This is a genomic window from Nonomuraea sp. bgisy101 (assembly GCF_057708945.1).
Genome location: NZ_JBYITD010000048.1, coordinates 16,991 through 36,492 on the forward strand (window position 1 = coordinate 16,991; position 19,502 = coordinate 36,492).

Consider the following 19,502-nt stretch of genomic DNA (forward strand, 5'->3'; position numbering starts at 1 on the left):
CGGATGCTCGGACCGTAGGTGGCTCAGGCGGGCGAGGTGCACGCAGGTGCGTACCAAACGCGGGGGTTCAGACTCGTCTGCGATCTCGGCCGCAACCTGCTCGTTCATGCCCTCATCCGCATCCAAGGTCGTGCCATTGAGGGCGGTGACGAGGGGTCAACCAAGGTCACTCACGGCGGGCCTCAGCCGCAGGTCAACGACTCTACAAGCCAAAATCCCTGCAATTGCCAAGCTGACAGCGCGGGACTGGCACGGCAGTACGAATCGGTCGTCTTCTTCAAGCTTCACCAGCACGGGATGCGAAAACAAGACTGTTTCCAGCTGCTCGATCTTGCGAGACTGCCGGACATGACCAGCCTGAACCAACATGACTCTGCTGATCTCATCCGTCGGCTTGCGCATGTCCGCTGGATCGCCGGAGGTACCGGCGCAGGCAAGAGCACTCTTAGCCGGGTCTTGGCCGAACGCTATGACGTGTTCGTGTATGACGGCGATCTGGCCGAGCATCGCTACATCCAGCGGTGTACCCCACAACGACATCCGTACATGTGCACACTGCTGCAAACCCCCCTGGAACACAGATGGACGGGCCGCACGCCGAAAGAGATCTTCGAGAGCATGCCCAGTCTGCACGGCGAGACATTCGGACTCGTCATCGAAGACCTGCTGACTCTGCCAACCGACCGACCCGTGCTGGTCGACGATTTCCGTACGCTGCCTGCGGACGTTGCGCCATTGCTGACATGGCGTGAGCAGGCCGTGTTTCTGCTGCCAACGCCCGAATTTCGTCGCCATGCTTTGGGGGCCCGATTCGCTGACCCAGCCCGAGCGCGATCCAACTGGGGAATCAGCGACCACACCGAGGCGATGGTGAATCGGCTGGGCCGCGACGAGCTCTGGGACGAAGAGGTACGACGCCAAGCCCTCAGGCAGGACTTGCCGGTCCTGGATGTCGATGGCTCTCAAGACGTCGAGGAGTCGGCTAGCGACCTGGCTGCGATGTTTCTCCTGGCCGGGAACTGACCGTGCATGCTCAGCTGGACTTTGGAGCCGCCCAGAAAGCCGCTGGAACGGAAACTGGGCCGTGCGGATCTGAACGGCCAGAGCCTCGAGAAACAGCAAGGCGGACGGCTCTGAACGAGAGGCCTAGGGATCAGAAGGTCAGACCGTGCCCATTGCGTGCCATTCAGGAAGGTCAGCAACGGGGAAGGTCCCAGGTTCAAGTCCTGGTAGCCCCACCATCGCAGTTCAGAGGCCGATCCCAAGATCTTGGGATCGGCCTTTTGTCGTTTGGCCGTTCTTCGGGCGGCTCGAACACGGCGGGTGTCAGTCCCAGAGCGCGATCGCCGCGAGGAGGGCCGCTGGGATCAGGAGCCATGGCTCGGCCAGGACCAGGACGGCGGTGCCGAGCAGGGCGAACCAGAGCAGGCTCTTGGCCGCGCGCTTCTTCGCCTTGCTCTTCTTCTTGGCAGGCGTTTCGGTGGTGATCTCTTGGGTGATGTCGTTGATCGTCATGGCTCATACGTTCGCGTCAGAGCCACGTCGGTCGCGTCGGCGAAAGCTACCTATCCCCGGATGTCGGGCAGGTCGCGCAATTGCTTACGCGACGTGAGCCCGAGCTTGCGGAAGATGTTCCGCAGGTGGGCGTCGACGGTTCTCGGGCTGAGGAACAACGTGGCCGCGACCTCCTTGGAGGTGGCCCCGTCGGCGACCAGCCGTGCGATGTGCACCTCCTGCATGGTGAGCCGCTCGGCGGTCTGCGAGGAGCGGCTGCGGGCGTGTTCGCCGGTGGCGCGCAGCTCGCCCGCGGCACGCTCGGCGAAGGCCTCGGCCCCGATGTCCGTCAACGCCTCGTGCGCGACACGCAACAGCTCGCGGGCCTCACGCCGTCGTCCCTGCCGGCGCAGCCACTCCCCGTACAGCAGGTGCGCGCGGGCCCGGTAGATCGCCACCCGGCTACCGTCGAGGTGATCGATGGCCTCGAGGTAGGCCTCCTCGTCGCCGGTGACCAGCGCCCGCGCGTACGCTGCCACGCCCAGCCCCCAGGCGTCCCCGCCCGCCTGCGTACGTTCGCGGAGGTCGGCCGTGGCGCTCTCGGCGACGTCCGGTTTGCCGCAGCGCACGGCGGCCTCCGCCAGCTCCGGCAGGGCCAGCCCGGACATGCCGAGGTGTTCGTGCGTGACGGCGGTCCGCGCGGCCTCCAGAGCGGCCTGATAGTTGCCCAGGCCGTTGTGGAGGACGGCCGCCGCCCACTGGACGCTGAGCGTCATCCGCGAATCCACGTTGGCGAACAGTTCGAAGGCCTCCGCGCGGCGTCCACGCAGCGCGGCCAGGTGGATGCGCGGGTAGACCAGCGGAGCCGCGCCCGTCGCCTCGGCGATGGCCTCCTCCTCGGAGATCATCTCCATGGCGGCGCCGAACTCGCCCGCGTGGGCGGCGGCTGTGGCCTGCATGGCCAGTCCGATGGGGAGCATGTGGAAGGAGCCTGACTCGCGGCCGGCCGCGGTGACGCGCTCGGCGATGCCGCGCAGGGCGCCGTAGGTCCACAGCTCGGCCGCCAGCATGAAGCCGAGCGAGGGGCGACTGCTCCACCCGGCTTCGTCCGCGAGGATGGGTCGCAGCAGGTCGGCCGCTGCCCGATGGCCCTGTGTGGTCAGCCTGATCATGCACTCCAGCACCGGGTCCTTGGAGCCGGCGGTTCTGGCCGCCTGCACCACGGGGTCGAGGTCGCCGATGAGGACGCCGATCTCCATCGCGTCCAGGTAGCACTCCCTGGACCAGGCCGGGTCGGTGTCCGCCAGCCGGTCGGCGGCCCGCAGCAGGTAGGCGGTCGGCCGCTCGTCGCCCCGGTGGCGGACGAAGGAGAGCCTGCCCCGCAGCAGGTCGATCCTGGCCTGCTGGGGACGGTCGGGTGAGGCCGTCCCCGCGGTGGTGAGCAGCTCAGCCGCGATGTCGAACGCGCCCGCTGAGAGCTTGGCCTCAGCGGCGGCGAGCACCCGCTCGATCCGCGGGCCCGAGCCGGGGGTGAGCGCCGCGGCCCGTTCCAAGAAGGCGGCGGCGGCCGCCACCCCGCCTCGGGCCTGCGCCCTGGCCGCCGACCGCTCCAGCGCTGCGGCCACCTCCTCGTCGGGTCCGACGGCGGCATGGGCACGGTGCCAGGCCTGCCGATCGGGGTCGGCCACCGCGTCGGTCGCCTCGGCGAGCGCCGCGTGGGCTCGCCTGCGCTCCTCAGGAGGGGCGGCCGTGTAGGCGGCCGATCGGGCGAGTGGGTGGCTGAAGCGGATCCTGGCGCCGAAGTCCACCAGCTCTGCCGCCTCTGCGGCCGACGCGTGCTCGATGCCCAGCAGCTCGGCCGCCCGCCACAGGAGTCCTGGGTCACCGACCGGATCGGCTGCGGCGACGGTCAGCAGCAGCCTGGCCTGTGGCGGCAGCTGCGCCAGCCGTACCCGGAAACTCTGCTCGACCACGCTGGGAGCGGGCAGGTCGAATCCGCCCGCCATCCCTGCCAGGCCCGCGCTCCTGGGCAGCTCCAGCAACGCGAGAGGGTTCCCCCTCGACTCGGCCAGGATGCGGTCGCGGACCCGCTCGTCCAGCGGCGCCCGGACAGCCCCGGCCAACAGCGCCCTGGCCTCGCTCTCGCGCAGACCACCGAGGTTCAGGCCCGGCAAGGTGCCGAATCCCGGCTCCCTGGTGGCGAACACCACGGCCACCGGCTCATCGGCGATCCTGCGCGACACGAAGGCCAGCGCCTTGGCCGATGCGTCGTCCAGCCAATGCGCGTCGTCGATCAAGCAGAGCAGAGGGCGTTTCCGCGCGGCCTCGGCCAGCAGGCCCAGGGTCCCGACCCCGACCATGAAGGGATCGAGGGCGCCGGTGGCCAGGCCGAAAGCGATCTCCAGGGCCCTGCGGTGCGGCGGCGGCAGCTCGTCCAGGTGCTCGAGTAGCGACACGCAGAGTTGGTGCAGTGCGGCGAAGGGCAGCTCGGTCTCGAACTCGGCGCCCGAGGCTTGGATGACCAGGAAGCCGGACGCGCTCTCGGCGAGCCGGCGCAGCAGCGCGCTCTTGCCTATGCCGGGCTCCCCGCACAGTGCCAGCGCACCGCCGCGGCCCTGCCTGGCGGCCTCCACGAGGGCGTCCAGCCGTTCTGTCTCGGCCTCCCGGCCGACCAACGTCTCCATAGGTGCCCCGATCATTCCGCATAGGCAGTCATATAGGCGAAAACTACCGACGCGAACGTCCGGCCACCGCTGCCAGTGTCGAGCCATGAGCAGCGCACACGTCACTCGGACCAGCTGGACGCCACTGGGCGTCCTGGCCACGGCCCAGTTCCTCGTCGTGCTGAGCACCTCGATCGTGAACGTCGCCCTCCCCGAGATCCGCAGCGGTCTCGGCCTGTCGGCCGCCGGTCTGGCCTGGGTGATCAACGCCTACGTGCTGGTCTTCGGCGCGCTGCTGCTCCTCGGCGGGCGGTCCGGCGACGTGTACGGCCTGCGCCGCGTCTTCCTGGTCGGCACCGGCCTGTTCGCGCTGTCATCGCTGGGCGCCGCGATCGCGCCGGACGCCGTGACACTGATCGCGGCCAGGGCGGCGCAGGGCGTGGGCGCCGCACTGCTGGCGCCCACCGCGCTGGCGCTGGTGCTGACCCTGTACCAGGGCGCTGACCGGGGCACCGCACTCGGCGTGTGGGGCGCGGTCTCCGGCGCGGGAGGCGCGGCGGGCGTTCTGCTCGGCGGACTGCTCACGGGCCTGTACGGCTGGCGTTCGGTCTTCTTCGTGATGGTTCCCGTCGCGCTGGCCGTGCTGGCGGCCACCCGGCTCATGGTCCAGCCCTCCCCGCCACGGGGCGGTCGGCTGGACCTGCCCGGCGCGGTGACGGTCACCGGCGGGCTGGTGGCCCTGACCTACGGCCTGTCCGGACGCTGGCCGTTCGTCATCGCGGGCCTGGTCCTGCTGGGCATGTTCGTGCTGCTGCAGCGGCGCTCGCAGGACCCGCTGCTGCCCTCGCGCATGCGGATCGTGGCCCGGGCGAACGTGCTCATGGCGCTGCTCGGCGCGGTCTGGCTCGGCCTGTTCTACTACCTGCCCCTCTACCAGCAGCGCGAACTCGGCTACACGCCGCTCGAAGCGGGAGTCGCCCAGCTGCCGCTCGCCCTCATGATCACGCTGGCGTCCTGGGCGACACCTCGGCTGCACGGTCGTGCCGTACTGCCCAGCGGCCTGGCGCTGCTGGCGGCCGGGCTGGCCTGGCTGGCCCGCACCCCCGCGGACGGCACCTTCCTCGTGGACCTGCTTGGCCCTTCGCTGCTGATCGGCGCCGGGCTCGGAGTGGCCTTCGTCCGGCTCACCTCGGTCGCCTCGGCGGGCGTGCCCGCCGCCGACAGCGGCCTGGCCGGCGGGCTGCTCAACGCCACCCGCCAGATCGGTGGTGCCGTCGGCCTGGCCTTCCTGACCCTTCTTCCCTCGTCCGGCGCGGCCTTCCTGGCCTGCGCCGTCATCACCCTCCTCCTTCTCGGAAAGGCGACACGGTCATGAAAGACCTGCCCAAGCCGTACCTGACCGGCCACTTCACCCCGGTCACCGACGAGATCACCGCCCGCGAGCTGACCGTGCACGGCACCCTGCCGCCCGAGCTCAACGGCCGCTACTTCCGCAACGGCCACAACCCCAAGCCCGGCGTCACCCCCAGCCACTGGTTCCGCGGCGAGGGCATGCTGCACGGCGTACGGCTGGCCGACGGGCGGGCCGAGTGGTACCGCAACCGGTGGGTGAAGACCCCGTTCCTGGACGGCGTGCCGTTCACCGGCACCGAGCTGAAGGTCTCCGCCGCCGCCACCAACATCATCTTCCACGGCGGTCGCTACCTGGCGCTGCAGGAGGCCAACCTGCCCTGGGAGGTGACCGCCGAGCTCGACACCGTCGGCGTCTACGACTTCGGCGGCAAGCTCACCAGCTCGATGACCGCTCACCCCAAGGAGGACCCGGTCACGGGCGAGCTGCACTTCTTCTCCTACAGCCCCTTCCCGCCCTACCTGACCTACCACGTCGCCGACGCCTCAGGCCAGATCGTCCGCACCACCGTGATCGACGGCTCCGGGCCCTCGCTCATGCACGACTTCGCCATCACCCGCGACCACGCGGTCTTCATCAACTCGCCGGTCGTCTTCGACCACTCCGAGCACTCAGGCATCCCGTACAAGTGGCACGACGACGTGCCGCTGCGCATCGGCGTCATGCCCCGCACGGGCGCCGCCACGGTCACGTGGTTCGAAGTCGAGCAGGGAGCCATCCTGCACGTCACCAACTCCTACGTCGACACGCAGGGCCGCGTGGTGCTCGAAGGGCCCCGCTTCGACCGCTCCTCCTGGGAGACCTCCTGGAAGTGGTGGATCGGCGCCCCAGGCTACGGCGTCAGCCCCGACGCCGGATCCACCTTCCACCGCTGGATCCTGGACCCGGCCACCGGGAAGGCGACCGAGGAGTCGCTCGACGACCTGCCCACCGAGTTCCCCTCCATCAACGACGCCCACACCGGCGCCTTCAACCGCTACAGCTACGCCATCGCCTTCCCCGGCGCGGGCCTGGACGGCTACTCCACCGTCAAGTTCGACACCGTCACCGGCCGGCAGCAGCTGCTCAGCCACGGACCAGGCCGCATGCCGGGCGAGGCCGTCTTCGTCCCCGCGGAGGGCGGGACCAACGAGGACGACGGCTACCTGCTCACCGTCGTCAGCGACCTCAAGGCGGAGGCCTCCCAGCTCCTCGTCCTGGACGCGGGAGACCTCGCCACCGTCGCCACCGTCGAACTCCCCCGCAGGGTGCCCGCCGGCATCCACGGCCACTGGATCGAGGACCAGAAGTGATCATCAACATCGACACCGCAGCCGCCGTCGTCGTCCGACTCGAAACCGTCATCGACGCGCCCCTGTCACGGGTCTGGGACCTGCACACCGACGTGCCCGCCTGGCCGTCGTGGCAGACCGACATCACCACCGCCTCCGCCGACGGCCCGCTCGCCGAGGGCTCGGTGTTCCACTGGAGCACCTTCGGCCTGGACATCGACTCCACCGTCTACACGATCGAGCCGGGGCGCCGCATCCTGTGGGGCGGGCCCGCACACGGCATCACGGGTATCCACGAGTGGACCTTCACGGAACGGGACGGGCGCACCTACGTCCAGACCGCTGAATCGTGGGACGGCGAGCCGGTCCACGCTGACCGGGACGGCATGCGGGCGGCCCTCGAGGCGTCGCTCACCGCCTGGCTCGCACACCTCAAGCAGACAGCCGAGAACGGAGCCCGCTGAGCCCTCTGTCCGGGCGCCGCTCCTGTTCACGCGCCATGCCGTTCCTCGCGCGGACGGGGCTCGGTGTCAGCCGCGGCGGCCAGGCCGACGGGGAACTCGACTCGTCGTCCATATCGCGCTTCCTGGGCGCCGGGCTCGAGGAACGAACTCTGCACCAGATCCTCACATCAGCTGCGCGGCATTCGCATACGCGTCTGCTTTGATGACGCCGTGACCGAGCGGAATCCGCCTTCGCAAGGAGCTGAACGTCATGCGTCATCCGACTGAAGGTGTGCTGCGCCGGCTGTTCGACGAGCCGGCCGGCGTGGCCGACGCCGACCGCCGGCACGTCGCCGGCTGCCCGCAGTGCCTCGGCGGGGTGGCCGCCATGCGCGAGAACCTCGCCCCTGTCGACGCGGTGCCGGCAACCGGAGACGGCGCGGACCGCGACGCCGCCGCGCGGCGGCGCCTGCCGACGGCTGGGCCCGCCACGGGACCGGGGCGGGCGACCCGCCGTGCCGGTCGACTCCGTGGAGCCCTGCGCAGTCCCGTCACCGCGGCCGTCGCCGTCGCCCTCGCCCTGAGCGGAGCCGGCACCGCCGCCGCCAACGACTGGCTGCAGATCTTCCAGACCGAGCAGGTCGCTCCGGTCGGCCTCAGCGCCGCCGATCTCATCGCCCTGCCCGACCTGAGCGCATACGGCGACGTCGTGGTGGCCGGCGACGGCGAGGTGCACCAGGTCCCTGACACGGCGGCCGCGGCAGGGGAGACCGGTCTCGCCGTGCCGAAGGTGGCCGCCCTGCCCCGCGGCGTCACCGGCGAGCCGGTTTACCAGGTGGGCGGCAAGGTGAACGCCACGTTCACCTTCTCGGCGGATCGCGCCGCTCGCGCCGCCGCAGAGGCGGGGAAGACGCTGCCGCCTGCCCCACAGGGTCTGGACGGGAGTCAGGTACGGCTCGTCGCCGGCCCTGGCGTGGCCCAGATCTGGTCCTCCTCGGCCGGGGCGCCTGCCCTCGTCGTCGGTCGCGCCGTCGCGCCGTCGGCGTACTCCTCCGGAGTCCCGTTCGAGACCGTGCGGGACTACCTGCTGTCGATCTCCGGCCTGCCCGAGGACGTCGCGGCCCGGCTGCGCACGTTCGGCGGCGACGGCTCGACCCTGCCGCTGCCCGTGCCCGCCGACCAGGTCACCACGTCGTCGGCCCAGGTGGACGGAGTGCCTGCCACGGTGCTGGCTACGCGTGACCGGGCGATGGCGGCCGTCGTGTGGGTGGACGACGGCGTGGTGACCGCCGTGGCCGGCACACTGGACGCGGACGAGGTCCTGTCGATCGCCCGGGACCTGGGGTGACCATGGCCGCCGACCCCGCCGACCCCGCCGACCCCGCCGACTCCGCCGACTCCGCCGATCCCGCCGATCCCGCCGACCCCGTCGGCCCCGACGGTGCCGACGACGCCGACGCGCTGCTCGCGGCGGCGCGCCTGATCGCCGGCCTGCCGCCGGCACCCGCCGTGTGGTGCTCGGGGCTGCGCAAGCGGTACGGCCGGCGCCCGGCGGTCGCCGATGTGTCCCTGGAGGTGGGCCGCGGCGAGGTGGTCGGGCTGCTCGGCCCGAACGGGGCCGGCAAGACCACGGTGATCAAGATGCTCCTCGGCCTGGTCCGGCCCGACGCGGGAGAGGTGCTGCTCCTCGGGAGGCCCGCAGCCGATCCGGCCGCGCGCGCCCGCGTCGGCTACCTGCCGGAGCTCTTCCGGTATCAGCCGTGGCTCAGCGCGGCCGAGGTCCTGGCCCTTCACGTCCGTCTGGCAGGGGTCGGCGTGCCCGCGCAGGAGCAGCGCGACTGCCTGTCCCTCGTGGGCTTGGCCGACCGCGCAGGCGATCGCGTGGGCGGCTTCTCGAAGGGCATGCAGCAGCGGCTCGGTCTGGCGGTGGCCCTGGTGGCCCGGCCGGAGTTCGTGGTCCTGGACGAACCGACCAGCGCGCTGGATCCGCTGGGCCGCGTCGACGTGCGCGACATAGTCCTGGCACTGCGGTCGCGGGGCGTCGCGGTGCTGCTCAACTCGCACCTGATCGGCGAGGTCGAGCGAGTCTGCGACCGGGTGGTCATCCTCGACAGGGGACGGGTCGCCGCATCGGGGACCCTTGCCGAGCTGCTCGGCCGGCGCGAGCTCCGGCTGCGGCTGACCGACCTGTCCCCTGCGGCGCAGGCGCGGCTGGCGGCGACAGGGGACGTCGAGAAGGCCGACGACTGGTTCACCGTGGCGCTGCCGGCCGACGACGACGGAACGGCCGTTCCCGACCTGGTGCGCGACCTGGTCACCCTGGGTGCTCGGGTGCACGCGGTCGAACCCGGACGCATCAGCCTGGAGGAGCGCCTGCTCGGCATCCTGCGGGCAGGCCACGGAGGCGAACGATGACCATACGGACGGTCGTGTCGATGGCCGTGCTCACCCTGCGCGAGGCGTCGCGCCGGCGCGTGCTGCTGGCCCTCGCCGTACTCACCGTCGCGCTGCTCCTGCTGAGCGGCTGGGGGTTCTCCCGCCTGGCGGCCGAGTCCAGCTACGGCACGCTCACCAGCGGCGAGGCCCGGATGGCGGCCTCCCAGCTGCTCAACCTCGTGATGTTCGGCTTCAGCCTGATCGCGGCGTTGGGTACCGCCTTCCTTGCCGGCCCCACGCTGTCCGGCGAGACGGAGTCGGGCATCGCGCTGGCAGTGCTGGCCCGGCCGGTCCGTCGATCGGCGGTCCTGCTGGGCAAGTGGCTGGGGCTGGTGGTGTTCGGCAGCGGCTTCGTCGTTCTCGCCGGGCTGGCTCAGTGCCTCATCGTCTGGTGGACGGTGGGCTACTGGCCACCGCAGCCGGCGGTCGCCCTCGCGCTGCTCGCGGCGCAGACGACCGTGCTGCTCACCCTCGGCCTGCTGCTGTCGACCGTCATCTCGCCGATGGCGTCGGGCGTGGTCGCGGTGGGCCTCTTCGGCGCCACCTGGGTCGCCGGTGTGGTGGGCGGCATCGGCGAGGCTCTCGGCAACGACGGTGTCGCGCGCGTCGGCGCCGTCTCGCGGATGCTCCTGCCCACCGACGGCCTGTGGCGTGGGGCCATGCACGCATTCCAGGATCCGGTCGCGCTGGCGCGGCTCGGCGCGGCGTTCGACGGCTCTCCTTTCCTGAGCAGGGCGCCGCTGACGGCCGCCTACCTCGTGTGGGCCGCTGCGTGGGTGGTGATGGTCTGGGGGCTGGCGGCGCTGTCCTTCCAGCGTAAGGACCTGTGACCGCTTCGACCCTTGCCGCGTTCGGCAGGCTGACGTCGCGGGCGGGATGACCGTGCCGGTGCCCCTCCCGCCTGCCCCAGGAAGTGGCGCGGACAGGCCGCTCGACAACGGGGGCAGGCGTCAGATCCGGCGGATGATACGGCGCGCGGGAAGGTCGAGGGCGAGCCAGACGACCATGGTGACGGCGAGCACGACGGCGGGGGCGAGCCAGAGCGGACCCGCGGGCCACGGCCGGGAGAGGAAGCCGATGCTGAGCATCGTCAGGGGGACGGCGGCCAGGAGGAGACCGGATCCGGCGGCCGCGGCGGCCACGACCAGGGCTTCCCAGCGGATCATGGACCGGAGCTGCCGTGGGGTGGCGCCCAGGTGGCGCAGGGCGGTCAGCTCGGCGGTTCGCCCGGTGGTGGTGGCCACCAGGCGGTTGGTGACCGCGACCATGACGTAGCCGAGGAGTACGGCGATGACCGCCGCGTTCACCCAGAGCTCCCCTGAGGGTCTGCCCAGCTGGAGGCCGGGGTCGGGGGACAGGACGGTACCCGGCCACCGCTTCAGGAGCGCGGGCAGGGGGGACGCGCCGGGAGCGAGCCGTACCAGGATGGTGGAGTCCAGGCCGGTCGTGGTGTGCCCGGCGGCCAGGTCGCGGGAGAGCACCATCGGACCGAAGCCGAGGGCGCGGGTGTAGGTGGCCACCACGCGGGCCCGTACCCGCGTGCCGTCGCCCATGATGAGCTCCCGGTGTTCGCCGAGCCTTCCCGCGCGTTCGTCGAGGGCGATCGTGTCGCCCTTGAGGGCGGCCAGGCCGCCTCGCGTGATGCCCAGGTCAACCAGGCCCTCGGCGTCGGGGCCGAGCACCATGGCGGGGCGGGGGACGAGCCGGCGGGCGTCGTCGCCGACGGCCAGGGAGCGGGCCAGCACGGTGGTCGTGGTGAACGCGGTGGCCGCGGTGACACCCCTGGCGGCGCGTACGTCGGAGAGCAGGTCGTGCGGGATGCCGCCGAGGGCGGGGGCGGTGATCGTGGCGTCGGCACGGATGCCCTGGGCGGCCTCGTCCTCCGTGGCCTTCGCGATCGTGGTCTGGGTCAGTACGACGCTGAGCGCGAGCGTGACGGCCATGCCGAGCGCGGCGACGGCTCCCGCGGTCCTGAGCGCGTAGCCGTGGGTGTTGCTCACCGCGAGCCAGGCGGGCGCGGACAGGCCGGGGGGAAGCCGCCTGGCCAGCATGCCCGTCGCCCGCTGGATCAGCGAGGGGCCGGCCAGCGCGAGGCCGATCACGGCCAGGAGCGCGGCCGTTCCTGGGCCGATCGCGGCGAATTCGGTGCGGATCACCAGCGGGATCGCGGAGAGCCCGACCGCGGCGAGCATGAGGAGCAGCCCGCTGGTCGTGCGGATGCGGGAGGGGGCGCGCGGCTCGCTGCGCGACTCGGCGACGGCGGACACCGCCGACATCTGGGAGGCGCGGTAGGACGCGCCCCAGGCCGACGTCCTGACCACGGCGAGCAGCAGCAGCGCGGCCGCCAGGGCGGGCAGCGGGCTGTAGGACAGCGGGAGGTCGCCGGGCAGCATGCCGATCGACACCAGCAGGTCGCCGAACCTGGCGGCCAGGAAGTATCCGAGCGCCGCCCCCGGGATGAGCGCGGCCAGCGCGGCCGCGGTGCCCTGGACGGAGACCAGCCTGCGCACCTGGCGCGGGGTGGCGCCGGCCGCGCGCAGGAGTGCGAGGTCGCGGCGCTGCTTGTCGATCGACAGGGACAGGCCTCCCGCGACCACGAACCCCACGACCATCAGGCTGATCCCGCCGATGGAGGCGGGCAGCGCGATGAGCATGGCGCGGGCGGCGGCCGTGCCGGGGGACTCGGCGTCGCCTCTGGTCCGGCCGGTGGAGATCTCGTACCGCTCGCCGAACAGCCTGCCGAGGTCGGCGGCGAGCGCGGCGGCGGACACGCCGGGTGCCGCGCGGAGCGCGACGAGGTCCACGGTCTTCGCGCGCGGCCCGGTGTCCCTGGCGGCGAGCCTGGTGGCGGTCTCGTCGCTGAAGTAGAGGCCGGGGGAGTCCACGAGCGCGGTGACCCGGTAGTCGCCCGTCGTGCCGGCGGCGACGACGCGCACCTTCTGGCCGAGGCGCGCGCCCGGGGTGGCGGACGGCAGCGCGATCTCGCTCGCGGCTCTCGGGGCGGTGCCGGTGATCGTGGGGGTGGGCGTCCTGGTGAGCGTGGCCGAGGACCATCCGTGACCGGTGGCCATGATGGGAGTGCCTGCCGTACCGGAAACGCCGGGGATGACGGTGGCGGGGAAGCTCAGGTCGCCGACGGCGGAGGCCACGCCCGGTACGGCGGCCAGCCGGGCCACGAGGGACGCGGGCACGACGGCGCGTTCGGGCAGGGCGACCGGCAGGTCCTCAGGCTGGGGGATGGACTGCCTGGCCGAGACGATCACGTCGGCCCCGGCCAGGCGCTGGGTGGAGACGCTGGAGCGCACGCCCGACTCGATGATCACACCGGATCCGGTGAGCAGGGCCATTCCGCCGAACACGGCCAGGAAGGCCACGACGAGGCCGCTGAACCCCGCCATGGCGAGGGCTGTCCTGATCACCTGGCATCCTCCAGTACGGCGGTGAGCTGGGTCAGTCGCCTGGCCAGGTCCGCGGCCGTGGGGCCGGACAGCAGGTCGACCACCTTCCCGTCGGCCATGACGAGCGTGTCATGGGCCCTTGCCGCGGCCGCGGGATCGTGGGTGACCATGACCACGGTCTGGCCGAGGTCGTCGACCAGTTCCCGCAGCAGGTCGAGCACGTCGGAGGCGCTGCGCAGATCGAGTGCCCCTGTGGGCTCGTCGGCGAAGACCACATCGGGGCGGGCCGCGAGCGCGCGGACGATCGCGGCGCGCTGCTGCTGGCCGCCCGACAGCTCGGCGGGCCTGTGGTGCAGCCGCCCGCCGAGCCCGACCCGGTCGACCAGTTCGCGCAGCCAGGCGGGGTCGGGCCGGATTCCGGCCAGGCGGAGCGGCAGGGTGATGTTGTGCTCGACGCTGAGGGCGGGCAGCAGGTTGTAGGACTGGAACACGAACCCGATGTGCTTCCTTCGCAGTTCGGTACGCCTGGTCTCGTTGAGCCTGGTGGCGTCCACGCCGCCGATGGTGACCGAGCCCGACGTGGGCGTGTCGAGCCCGGCCGCGCAGTTCAGCAGCGTGCTCTTGCCGGAGCCCGAAGGTCCCATGACGGCGACGAACCGGCCGCGCGGGAAGGCGAGCGAGACCCGGTCGAGCGCGACGACGTCACCGTGCTCCTTGACGACATCGGTGAGGGTGACGACGCTCATGCGCGGCGGCGTGCGACGACGTGATGGCTGATGAGCCCCGCGATGCAGCCCACGGCGATGATCCCGGCGCCCAGGCCCACCGGCGTGCTTGTGCGGTCGAAGAGGTTGCCGGCGATGTTCACGGCGGCGCTCACGATGAGGACGAGCCAGAGGAGAGCGCGCACCGCGATGCCACGGCCATCCCGCCTGGAGGCGGGCGCGGGCGGTCGTCCGGAGGGGGCGAAGCGGTGGGAATCGTTCATGACGATCACCCTAGAATCCCGCTTCACCTGCGGAAATCCCGCCAGCAACCCAAGGGAGGGTGGAGCGGGCTGTAGTGATCCGGCCGACGTGCACCCGGGCTTCGGTCCATCTTGGGCCGATGAGCTCCGGTTCCAGTCCTTGACGTTGCGCCGCTCCATGGGCTGACCCGGGGGAGAGGGGCCGGCCGCGGAACGGCTTCCGGGCCAGGCCGGGTCGACGATCAGAGGCGGAGCCGGCGCTCGGCGGGGCCGCACCACTCGGCGAGCAGGACCGTGGCGTCGTCGTCGAGCCGGCCGTCCCGGTAGGTCAGGATGCTCTTGATCAGGCGCCGGAGGGTCTCGGGCACGGGGAGCTCGGCGGTGTTGTGCCGGATGATGAAGTCGACGAACCTGGGCAGGCCGAACTCCTTCCCCTCCCGGCTGCCCGCCTCGATGATCCCGTCGGTGTAGAGCAGCAGCCTGTCGCCGGGCTCCAGCTGTTCGCGGCACAGGACGACGGGAAGGCCGAGGTCCAGGCCCATGGGGTGGGCGGGCGGGCACTCCAGCGTGACGGTCCAGCGGCCGCCGCGGATGATGATCGGTGGGTGGTGTCCGCGGTTGACCCAGGTGAGGACGCCGGTGGTGACATCCAGGTCGGCGACGACCGCTGTCACGTAGCGCGTGCTGCGCCCGAACTCCTCGATCAGGACCCGCTCGATCGCCTCCGTGTTGGGCGCCGGCGGCATGTCATGGCGGCGGTGGTTACGGCAGGCCGCCATGGCCAGGGTGGCGGTCAACCCGGCCGAGACGTCGTGGCCCATGGCGTCGAAGACCGCGAGGTGCAGAGTGTCGCCGTCGAGGGCGTAGTCGAAGGCGTCGCCGCCCACCTCGTAGGCGGGCTCCATCACGGCGCTCACGGTCACCCGGCTGGTGGCGAAGGTCAGTGGCGGCATGAGCCGCCACTGCAGCTCGGCGGCCACGTTCATCGGCTGCGAGCGCACCAGGCGCGGGAAGGTGTCGCTGTGGGCGCGCTGGCTGCTCACGATGAGTGCCACCAGTGACGCCAGGGGCCGCATGGCGTGCTCGGCCCCTTCGCGTCCCCGGGGAACGGTGGCCCGCAGGATGCCCAGCCGTTCGGTGCCGTCCAGGATCGGCACCCACCAGTCGGTCGTGGCGTCGCCGGGAGCGGCTCTGGCCAGGACGCGGACCTCCTGGAAGGCCCTTCCTGCCAGGGTGGTGTCCATGCCGAGCTCCGCCGGACGCAGACAGGCGTCCTGTCCGGCGCCGTCGCCGTGCCCCGCAAGCAGGCGCAGCACGTTCTGCTGCAGATCGGCCAGGTAGATCAGCACCGGGTCCATGCCCACGCGGGCCGCGTGCAGGCTCACCAGTGCCGGCAGCTGCTCCAGCGTCGCCTGGTGGCTGGCCTCGAGCAGCCCGGTGATCATGTCCTCGATTCCGGTGGAATCGTTCATGGCGGCACCTTCGTTCGCACTCACCTGCCACATACCCATTGTCGCGTCGCCACCATGGGGGGCGACGGCCGCCGAGTTCCTCGAATTCCACTGACACGAGATGGCAGTGGACCCGCCCTACGGTCCGTCACATGAACGACTTCGACTTCTACACCGGCACATGGGACGTCACCAACAGGCGAAGGACCGACTTCCTCGAGGAGTCGTGCTTCCTGCGAGAGGCGACCGAGTGGGAGGAGTTCCCCGCCGTCAGCCACGCCTCCCGGCACTTCGGCGGCGGAGCGAACTTCGACGAGATCGAGTTCCCGACGAAGGGGTTCCGCGGGCTCACCCTGCGGCTGTACGACCCCGCGAGCGAGGAGTGGTCCCTGAACTGGGTCAACAGCCGCACGGGCACGCTGACCCCGCCGGTCGTCGGCAGGTTCACCGGCGGCAGGGGCGAGTTCTACGGGGACGACACCGTCCGGGGCAGGGACGTCAGGGTGCGCTTCATCTGGTCGGACATCACCGAGCGGTCCGCCCACTGGGAGCAGGCGTTCTCCGTCGACGGCGAGCGGACCTGGATCACCAACTGGCACATGGATTCCACGCGGCGCTGATGCTCAACCTTTGACAAAGCAATCCCTACTGGAAGATTGGCCCCAAATCGTCAGTGGAATGATGCGGGTTGCCGTGTCCTCTCCCCCGCAAGGCCGTCATGGCACAACGGGAATCGGGGGATTCCATGAGTGATCATCAGGATGTCTCGGCCCCTGACCGCCATGGCTCGCAGGCGGACGGGACCCCACGATGAGCACTGAGACCAGGATCGAGGCCGCACGCAAGCTGCCGCTGCCGACGCTGACCGCGATGGTGGTCGGCTCGATGGTCGGCGCGGGCGTGTTCTCGCTGCCCCGCAACTTCGCCCAGGCCACGGGCGTCCTGGGAGCGATCGTGGCCTGGACGATCGCAGGCGTCGGCATGCTCATGCTCGCCTTCGTCTTCCAGACGCTCGCCGTACGCAAGCCCGATCTCAATGCGGGCGTCTACGCCTACGCCAAGGCGGGGTTCGGCGAGTTCCCCGGGTTCTTCTCCGCTTTCGGCTACTGGGCCAGCGCCTGCGTCGGCAACGTCTCCTACTGGGTGCTGATCAAGTCGACGCTCGGCACGGTCGTCCCCGGCTTCGGCGAGGGCAACACGATCCTGGCCGTGGCCGTCTCGGCAGTGGGCGTCTGGGCGTTTCACGCCATGATCATGCGGGGGGTGAAGGAGGCCGCCTCGATCAACAGGATCGTGACGGTCGCGAAGCTGGTCCCGATCGTGGTGTTCATCGTGATCGTCGCGGTGGCGCTGCGCGGCGAGGTGTTCTCCGCCAACCTGTGGGGCGGCGGCGAGCGGTCACTCGGCGCGCTGTTCACCCAGGTCAAGGCGACGATGCTGGTCACCGTCTTCGTCTTTCTCGGAGTCGAGGGCGCCAGCGTGTACTCCCGCTACGCGCGCAGGCGGGAGGATGTCGGAAAGGCGACCGTGCTGGGCTTCCTCAGCGTGCTCGCCCTGTTCGCCTCCGTCTCGATCCTGTCGTACGGCGTGCTCCCCAAGGCGGAGCTGGCCACGATCCGCCAGCCGTCCATGATGGGCGTGCTGGAATCGGTGGTCGGCCCGTGGGGTTCGGTCTTCATCGGCCTCGGGCTCATCGTCTCGGTCCTCGGCGCCTACCTCGCGTGGACTCTCATGGCGGCCGAGGTGCTGTTCGTCGCGGCGAAGGACGACGACATGCCGGCCTTCCTCAAGCGCGAGAACCGCAAGGGGGTGCCGGTGGCCGCGCTGCTGATGACCAGCGGCCTCATCACCGCGGTGCTGGCGATCACGCTGTTCTCCGACGACGCCTTCGCCTTCACGCTCAAGCTGTGCAGCTCGCTGTCGCTGGTGCCGTACCTGCTGGCCGCGGGCTACGCGCTCAAGCTCGCCGGCGGGTGGGGCGAGGGGGAGGACGACAGGCGTGGGCCGGCCAAGGATCTGCTGGTGGCCGGGCTCGCCGTCGTCTACACGGCGTTTCTGATCTTCGCGGCGGGGCTGAAGTTCCTGCTGCTGTCGTGCATCATCTACGCGCCTGGAATGATCTTGTTCATCATCACCCGGCGCGAGCACGGCAGGCGGATCTTCTCTCCCGCCGAACTGGTGCTGTTCGTCGTGGTCCTCGTGGGCGCGGTCGTCGGGGTCGTCGGCCTGGCCACCGGCCTGATCACGATCTGACCGGCCGACGTGGCCAAGGGCCGCGTGACCTGCCCCGTCCCGCGCGATCCACCCGAGTTCTCCACACCCTGTGGACGAAGCCGAATCTGGGGCCCTAGGCGGGTATCTACAAAAGAGGTACGTTCCGAGGGCGTCGGGGGGATCTTGCACACCCGTGGTCCCTTGGAGGAGCCTCATGCACTTACCCTTCCGCAAGGCCATCGCCGTAGCCGCGGCACTCGCCCTACCGTTCTCGCTGTCCCCTCCCGCCAGCGCGGGACCCGTCGACGACGTGTTCGCCAAGCTGCTGGTCAAGCAGGTCAAGGGCGCCAACGTCAAGAAGCACCTGGACGCGTTCCAGTCCATCGCCACCGCCAACGGCGGCACCCGCGCCGCGGGCACCTCCGGCTACGACGCCTCCCGCGACTACGTGGCGGGCAAGCTGCGCAAGGCCGGCTACAAGGTCACGCTCCAGCCGATCAACTACGTCGAGACCTGGACCGAGAACACCCCGCCGGTGCTGGGCTCCTACGTGCCGAACGAGGACTTCTTCACCTTCCAGCCCTCACCGGCGGGTGACGTCACCGCGCAGGTCCAGGGCGTGGACCTGACGCTGCCGCCCACCCCGACGCCGACCTCGACGAGTGGCTGCGAGATGTCCGACTTCTCGGGCTTCGTCGCCGGACGGATCGCGCTCATCCAGCGCGGCACCTGCCCGTTCGCCACCAAGGTGCGCAACGCGGGCACTGCCGGCGCCTCCGGGATCATCGTCTTCAACGAAGGCCAGCCGGGCAGGACCGAAGCCTTCCCCCTGGACCTCGGCGAATGGCGGGCGGGAGTCCCGATGGTCTTCGCCGACTTCGCCGTCGGCCAAGCGCTGGCGGGCACGCCGGGCGCCACCGTCCGCCTCAAGGTCGACTCCACCCTCGTGCTCGGCACCGACGAGAACGTGATCGCCGAGACCAGGGTCGGCGACCCGAGCAACGTCGTCATGGTCGGCGCGCACCTCGACAGCGTTCCCGAGGGCCCCGGCATCAACGACAACGGCTCAGGGTCCGCCGCCATCCTGGAAGCCGCCCTGCAGATGAAGCACTTCCCTGTACGCAACAAGGTGCGCTTCGCCTTCTGGGCGGCGGAGGAGATCGGCCTGCTCGGCTCCGACCAGTACGTCGAGAAGCTGCCGCAGGCGCAGCGCGACCAGGTCAAGCTGTACCTGAACTTCGACATGGTCGCCTCGCCCAACTACGCCTACAAGCTGTACGACGGCGACGACTCCGACGGCACCGGCTCCCCTGCGGGCCCGCCGGGATCGGCCGAGATCGAGCGGCAGCTGAAGGCCTTCTTCACCAGCCGCAGCCTGCCCACCGTCGGCACCGACTTCGACGGCCGCTCCGACTACGGGCCGTTCATCGCGATCGGCATCCCGTCAGGCGGCATCTTCACCGGCGCGGAGCAGCTCAAGACCGCCGAGGAGGCGGCCATGTTCGGCGGTACGGCGGGCGTCGCCTACGACGTCTGCTACCACCAGGCCTGCGACGGCATCGCCAACGCGAACGCGACCGCGCTCGACGTCAACGCCGACGCGATCGCCGACTCCGTCGCGCGCTACGCCTTCAACATCCGCGACATCCCCGGCAGGCAGACCGCCTCGGCGGCCCGCTCCGCCGTACGGGCAGCCGACGGCGGCGCCGCGAGCTGACCCCACCCGTGACCGTACGGGCAGCCGACGGCGGCGC

At 71.0% G+C, this 19,502-nt stretch carries 16 protein-coding genes and 1 tRNA gene; 11 read left to right on the top strand and 6 right to left on the bottom strand.

Going from position 1 to position 19,502, the window contains the following annotated elements; genetic code table 11:
* The first annotated feature begins 18 nt into the window (after nt 1-18).
* Both AC3EO4_RS49525 and AC3EO4_RS49530 read left to right on the top strand, forming a co-directional pair.
* Nucleotides 19-1,023 (top strand): nucleoside/nucleotide kinase family protein, encoded by a 1,005-nt coding sequence (locus tag AC3EO4_RS49525; RefSeq protein ID WP_379572813.1) that lies wholly within the window; start codon nt 19-21, stop codon nt 1,021-1,023.
* A 118-nt stretch (nt 1,024-1,141) separates the two neighbouring features.
* Nucleotides 1,142-1,241: transfer RNA gene (locus AC3EO4_RS49530), tRNA-OTHER, on the top strand.
* 85 nt (nt 1,242-1,326) lie between these two features.
* Here AC3EO4_RS49530 and AC3EO4_RS49535 read toward each other — a convergent pair.
* Nucleotides 1,327-1,515, bottom strand: a complete 189-nt coding sequence (locus AC3EO4_RS49535) for a hypothetical protein (RefSeq protein WP_431903004.1) — start codon at nt 1,513-1,515, stop codon at nt 1,327-1,329.
* 50 nt (nt 1,516-1,565) lie between these two features.
* Nucleotides 1,566-4,178: a helix-turn-helix transcriptional regulator gene (locus AC3EO4_RS49540; RefSeq protein WP_431903006.1), complete on the bottom strand. Its 2,613-nt coding sequence runs from the start codon at nt 4,176-4,178 to the stop codon at nt 1,566-1,568.
* An 85-nt stretch (nt 4,179-4,263) separates the two neighbouring features.
* Here AC3EO4_RS49540 and AC3EO4_RS49545 point away from each other — a divergent pair, with 85 nt between their 5' ends.
* From AC3EO4_RS49545 to AC3EO4_RS49570, 6 genes are all read left to right on the top strand, one after another.
* Nucleotides 4,264-5,532: an MFS transporter gene (locus AC3EO4_RS49545; RefSeq protein ID WP_431903008.1), complete on the top strand. Its 1,269-nt coding sequence runs from the start codon at nt 4,264-4,266 to the stop codon at nt 5,530-5,532.
* Nucleotides 5,529-6,860 carry a carotenoid oxygenase family protein gene (locus AC3EO4_RS49550; RefSeq protein ID WP_431903009.1) on the top strand — a complete coding sequence of 444 codons (1,332 nt, stop codon included), beginning with the start codon at nt 5,529-5,531 and terminating at the stop codon, nt 6,858-6,860. Before AC3EO4_RS49545 ends, AC3EO4_RS49550 begins: the two co-directional genes overlap by 4 nt.
* A complete protein-coding gene (locus AC3EO4_RS49555) occupies nt 6,857-7,303 on the top strand; it encodes an SRPBCC family protein (protein ID WP_431903011.1) in 447 nt (148 codons plus the stop codon). Before AC3EO4_RS49550 ends, AC3EO4_RS49555 begins: the two co-directional genes overlap by 4 nt.
* Before the next feature lie 250 nt (nt 7,304-7,553).
* The gene (locus AC3EO4_RS49560; protein ID WP_431903013.1) at nt 7,554-8,630 is read left to right on the top strand and encodes a hypothetical protein; all 1,077 of its coding nucleotides are present in this window, start codon (nt 7,554-7,556) and stop codon (nt 8,628-8,630) included.
* A gap of 2 nt (nt 8,631-8,632) precedes the next feature.
* Nucleotides 8,633-9,697, top strand: a complete 1,065-nt coding sequence (locus tag AC3EO4_RS49565) for an ABC transporter ATP-binding protein (RefSeq protein ID WP_431903051.1) — start codon at nt 8,633-8,635, stop codon at nt 9,695-9,697.
* A complete protein-coding gene (locus AC3EO4_RS49570; RefSeq protein WP_431903014.1) occupies nt 9,694-10,548 on the top strand; it encodes an ABC transporter permease subunit in 855 nt (284 codons plus the stop codon). Before AC3EO4_RS49565 ends, AC3EO4_RS49570 begins: the two co-directional genes overlap by 4 nt.
* A gap of 120 nt (nt 10,549-10,668) precedes the next feature.
* Here AC3EO4_RS49570 and AC3EO4_RS49575 read toward each other — a convergent pair whose 3' ends face one another.
* From AC3EO4_RS49575 to AC3EO4_RS49590, 4 genes are all read right to left on the bottom strand, one after another.
* Nucleotides 10,669-13,137 carry an FtsX-like permease family protein gene (locus AC3EO4_RS49575; protein WP_431903015.1) on the bottom strand — a complete coding sequence of 823 codons (2,469 nt, stop codon included), beginning with the start codon at nt 13,135-13,137 and terminating at the stop codon, nt 10,669-10,671.
* Nucleotides 13,134-13,862 (bottom strand): ABC transporter ATP-binding protein, encoded by a 729-nt coding sequence (locus AC3EO4_RS49580; RefSeq protein ID WP_379572804.1) that lies wholly within the window; start codon nt 13,860-13,862, stop codon nt 13,134-13,136. Before AC3EO4_RS49580 ends, AC3EO4_RS49575 begins: the two co-directional genes overlap by 4 nt.
* Nucleotides 13,859-14,104 carry a hypothetical protein gene (locus tag AC3EO4_RS49585; protein ID WP_379572803.1) on the bottom strand — a complete coding sequence of 82 codons (246 nt, stop codon included), beginning with the start codon at nt 14,102-14,104 and terminating at the stop codon, nt 13,859-13,861. Before AC3EO4_RS49585 ends, AC3EO4_RS49580 begins: the two co-directional genes overlap by 4 nt.
* Nucleotides 14,105-14,325: 221 nt before the next feature.
* Complete coding sequence (locus AC3EO4_RS49590; protein WP_379572802.1) at nt 14,326-15,555, bottom strand: PP2C family protein-serine/threonine phosphatase; 1,230 nt, start codon at nt 15,553-15,555, stop codon at nt 14,326-14,328.
* A gap of 131 nt (nt 15,556-15,686) precedes the next feature.
* Here AC3EO4_RS49590 and AC3EO4_RS49595 point away from each other — a divergent pair, with 131 nt between their 5' ends.
* The 3 genes from AC3EO4_RS49595 (at nt 15,687) to AC3EO4_RS49605 (ending at nt 19,465) form a co-directional block, all read left to right on the top strand.
* Nucleotides 15,687-16,154: a hypothetical protein gene (locus tag AC3EO4_RS49595; protein WP_379572801.1), complete on the top strand. Its 468-nt coding sequence runs from the start codon at nt 15,687-15,689 to the stop codon at nt 16,152-16,154.
* Between the two features lie 190 nt (nt 16,155-16,344).
* Nucleotides 16,345-17,787 (top strand): basic amino acid/polyamine antiporter, encoded by a 1,443-nt coding sequence (locus AC3EO4_RS49600; protein WP_379572800.1) that lies wholly within the window; start codon nt 16,345-16,347, stop codon nt 17,785-17,787.
* A gap of 175 nt (nt 17,788-17,962) precedes the next feature.
* On the top strand, nt 17,963-19,465 hold the full coding sequence (locus AC3EO4_RS49605; protein WP_379572799.1) for a M28 family metallopeptidase: 1,503 nt from the start codon (nt 17,963-17,965) through the stop codon (nt 19,463-19,465).
* Nucleotides 19,466-19,502 lie beyond the last annotated feature (37 nt).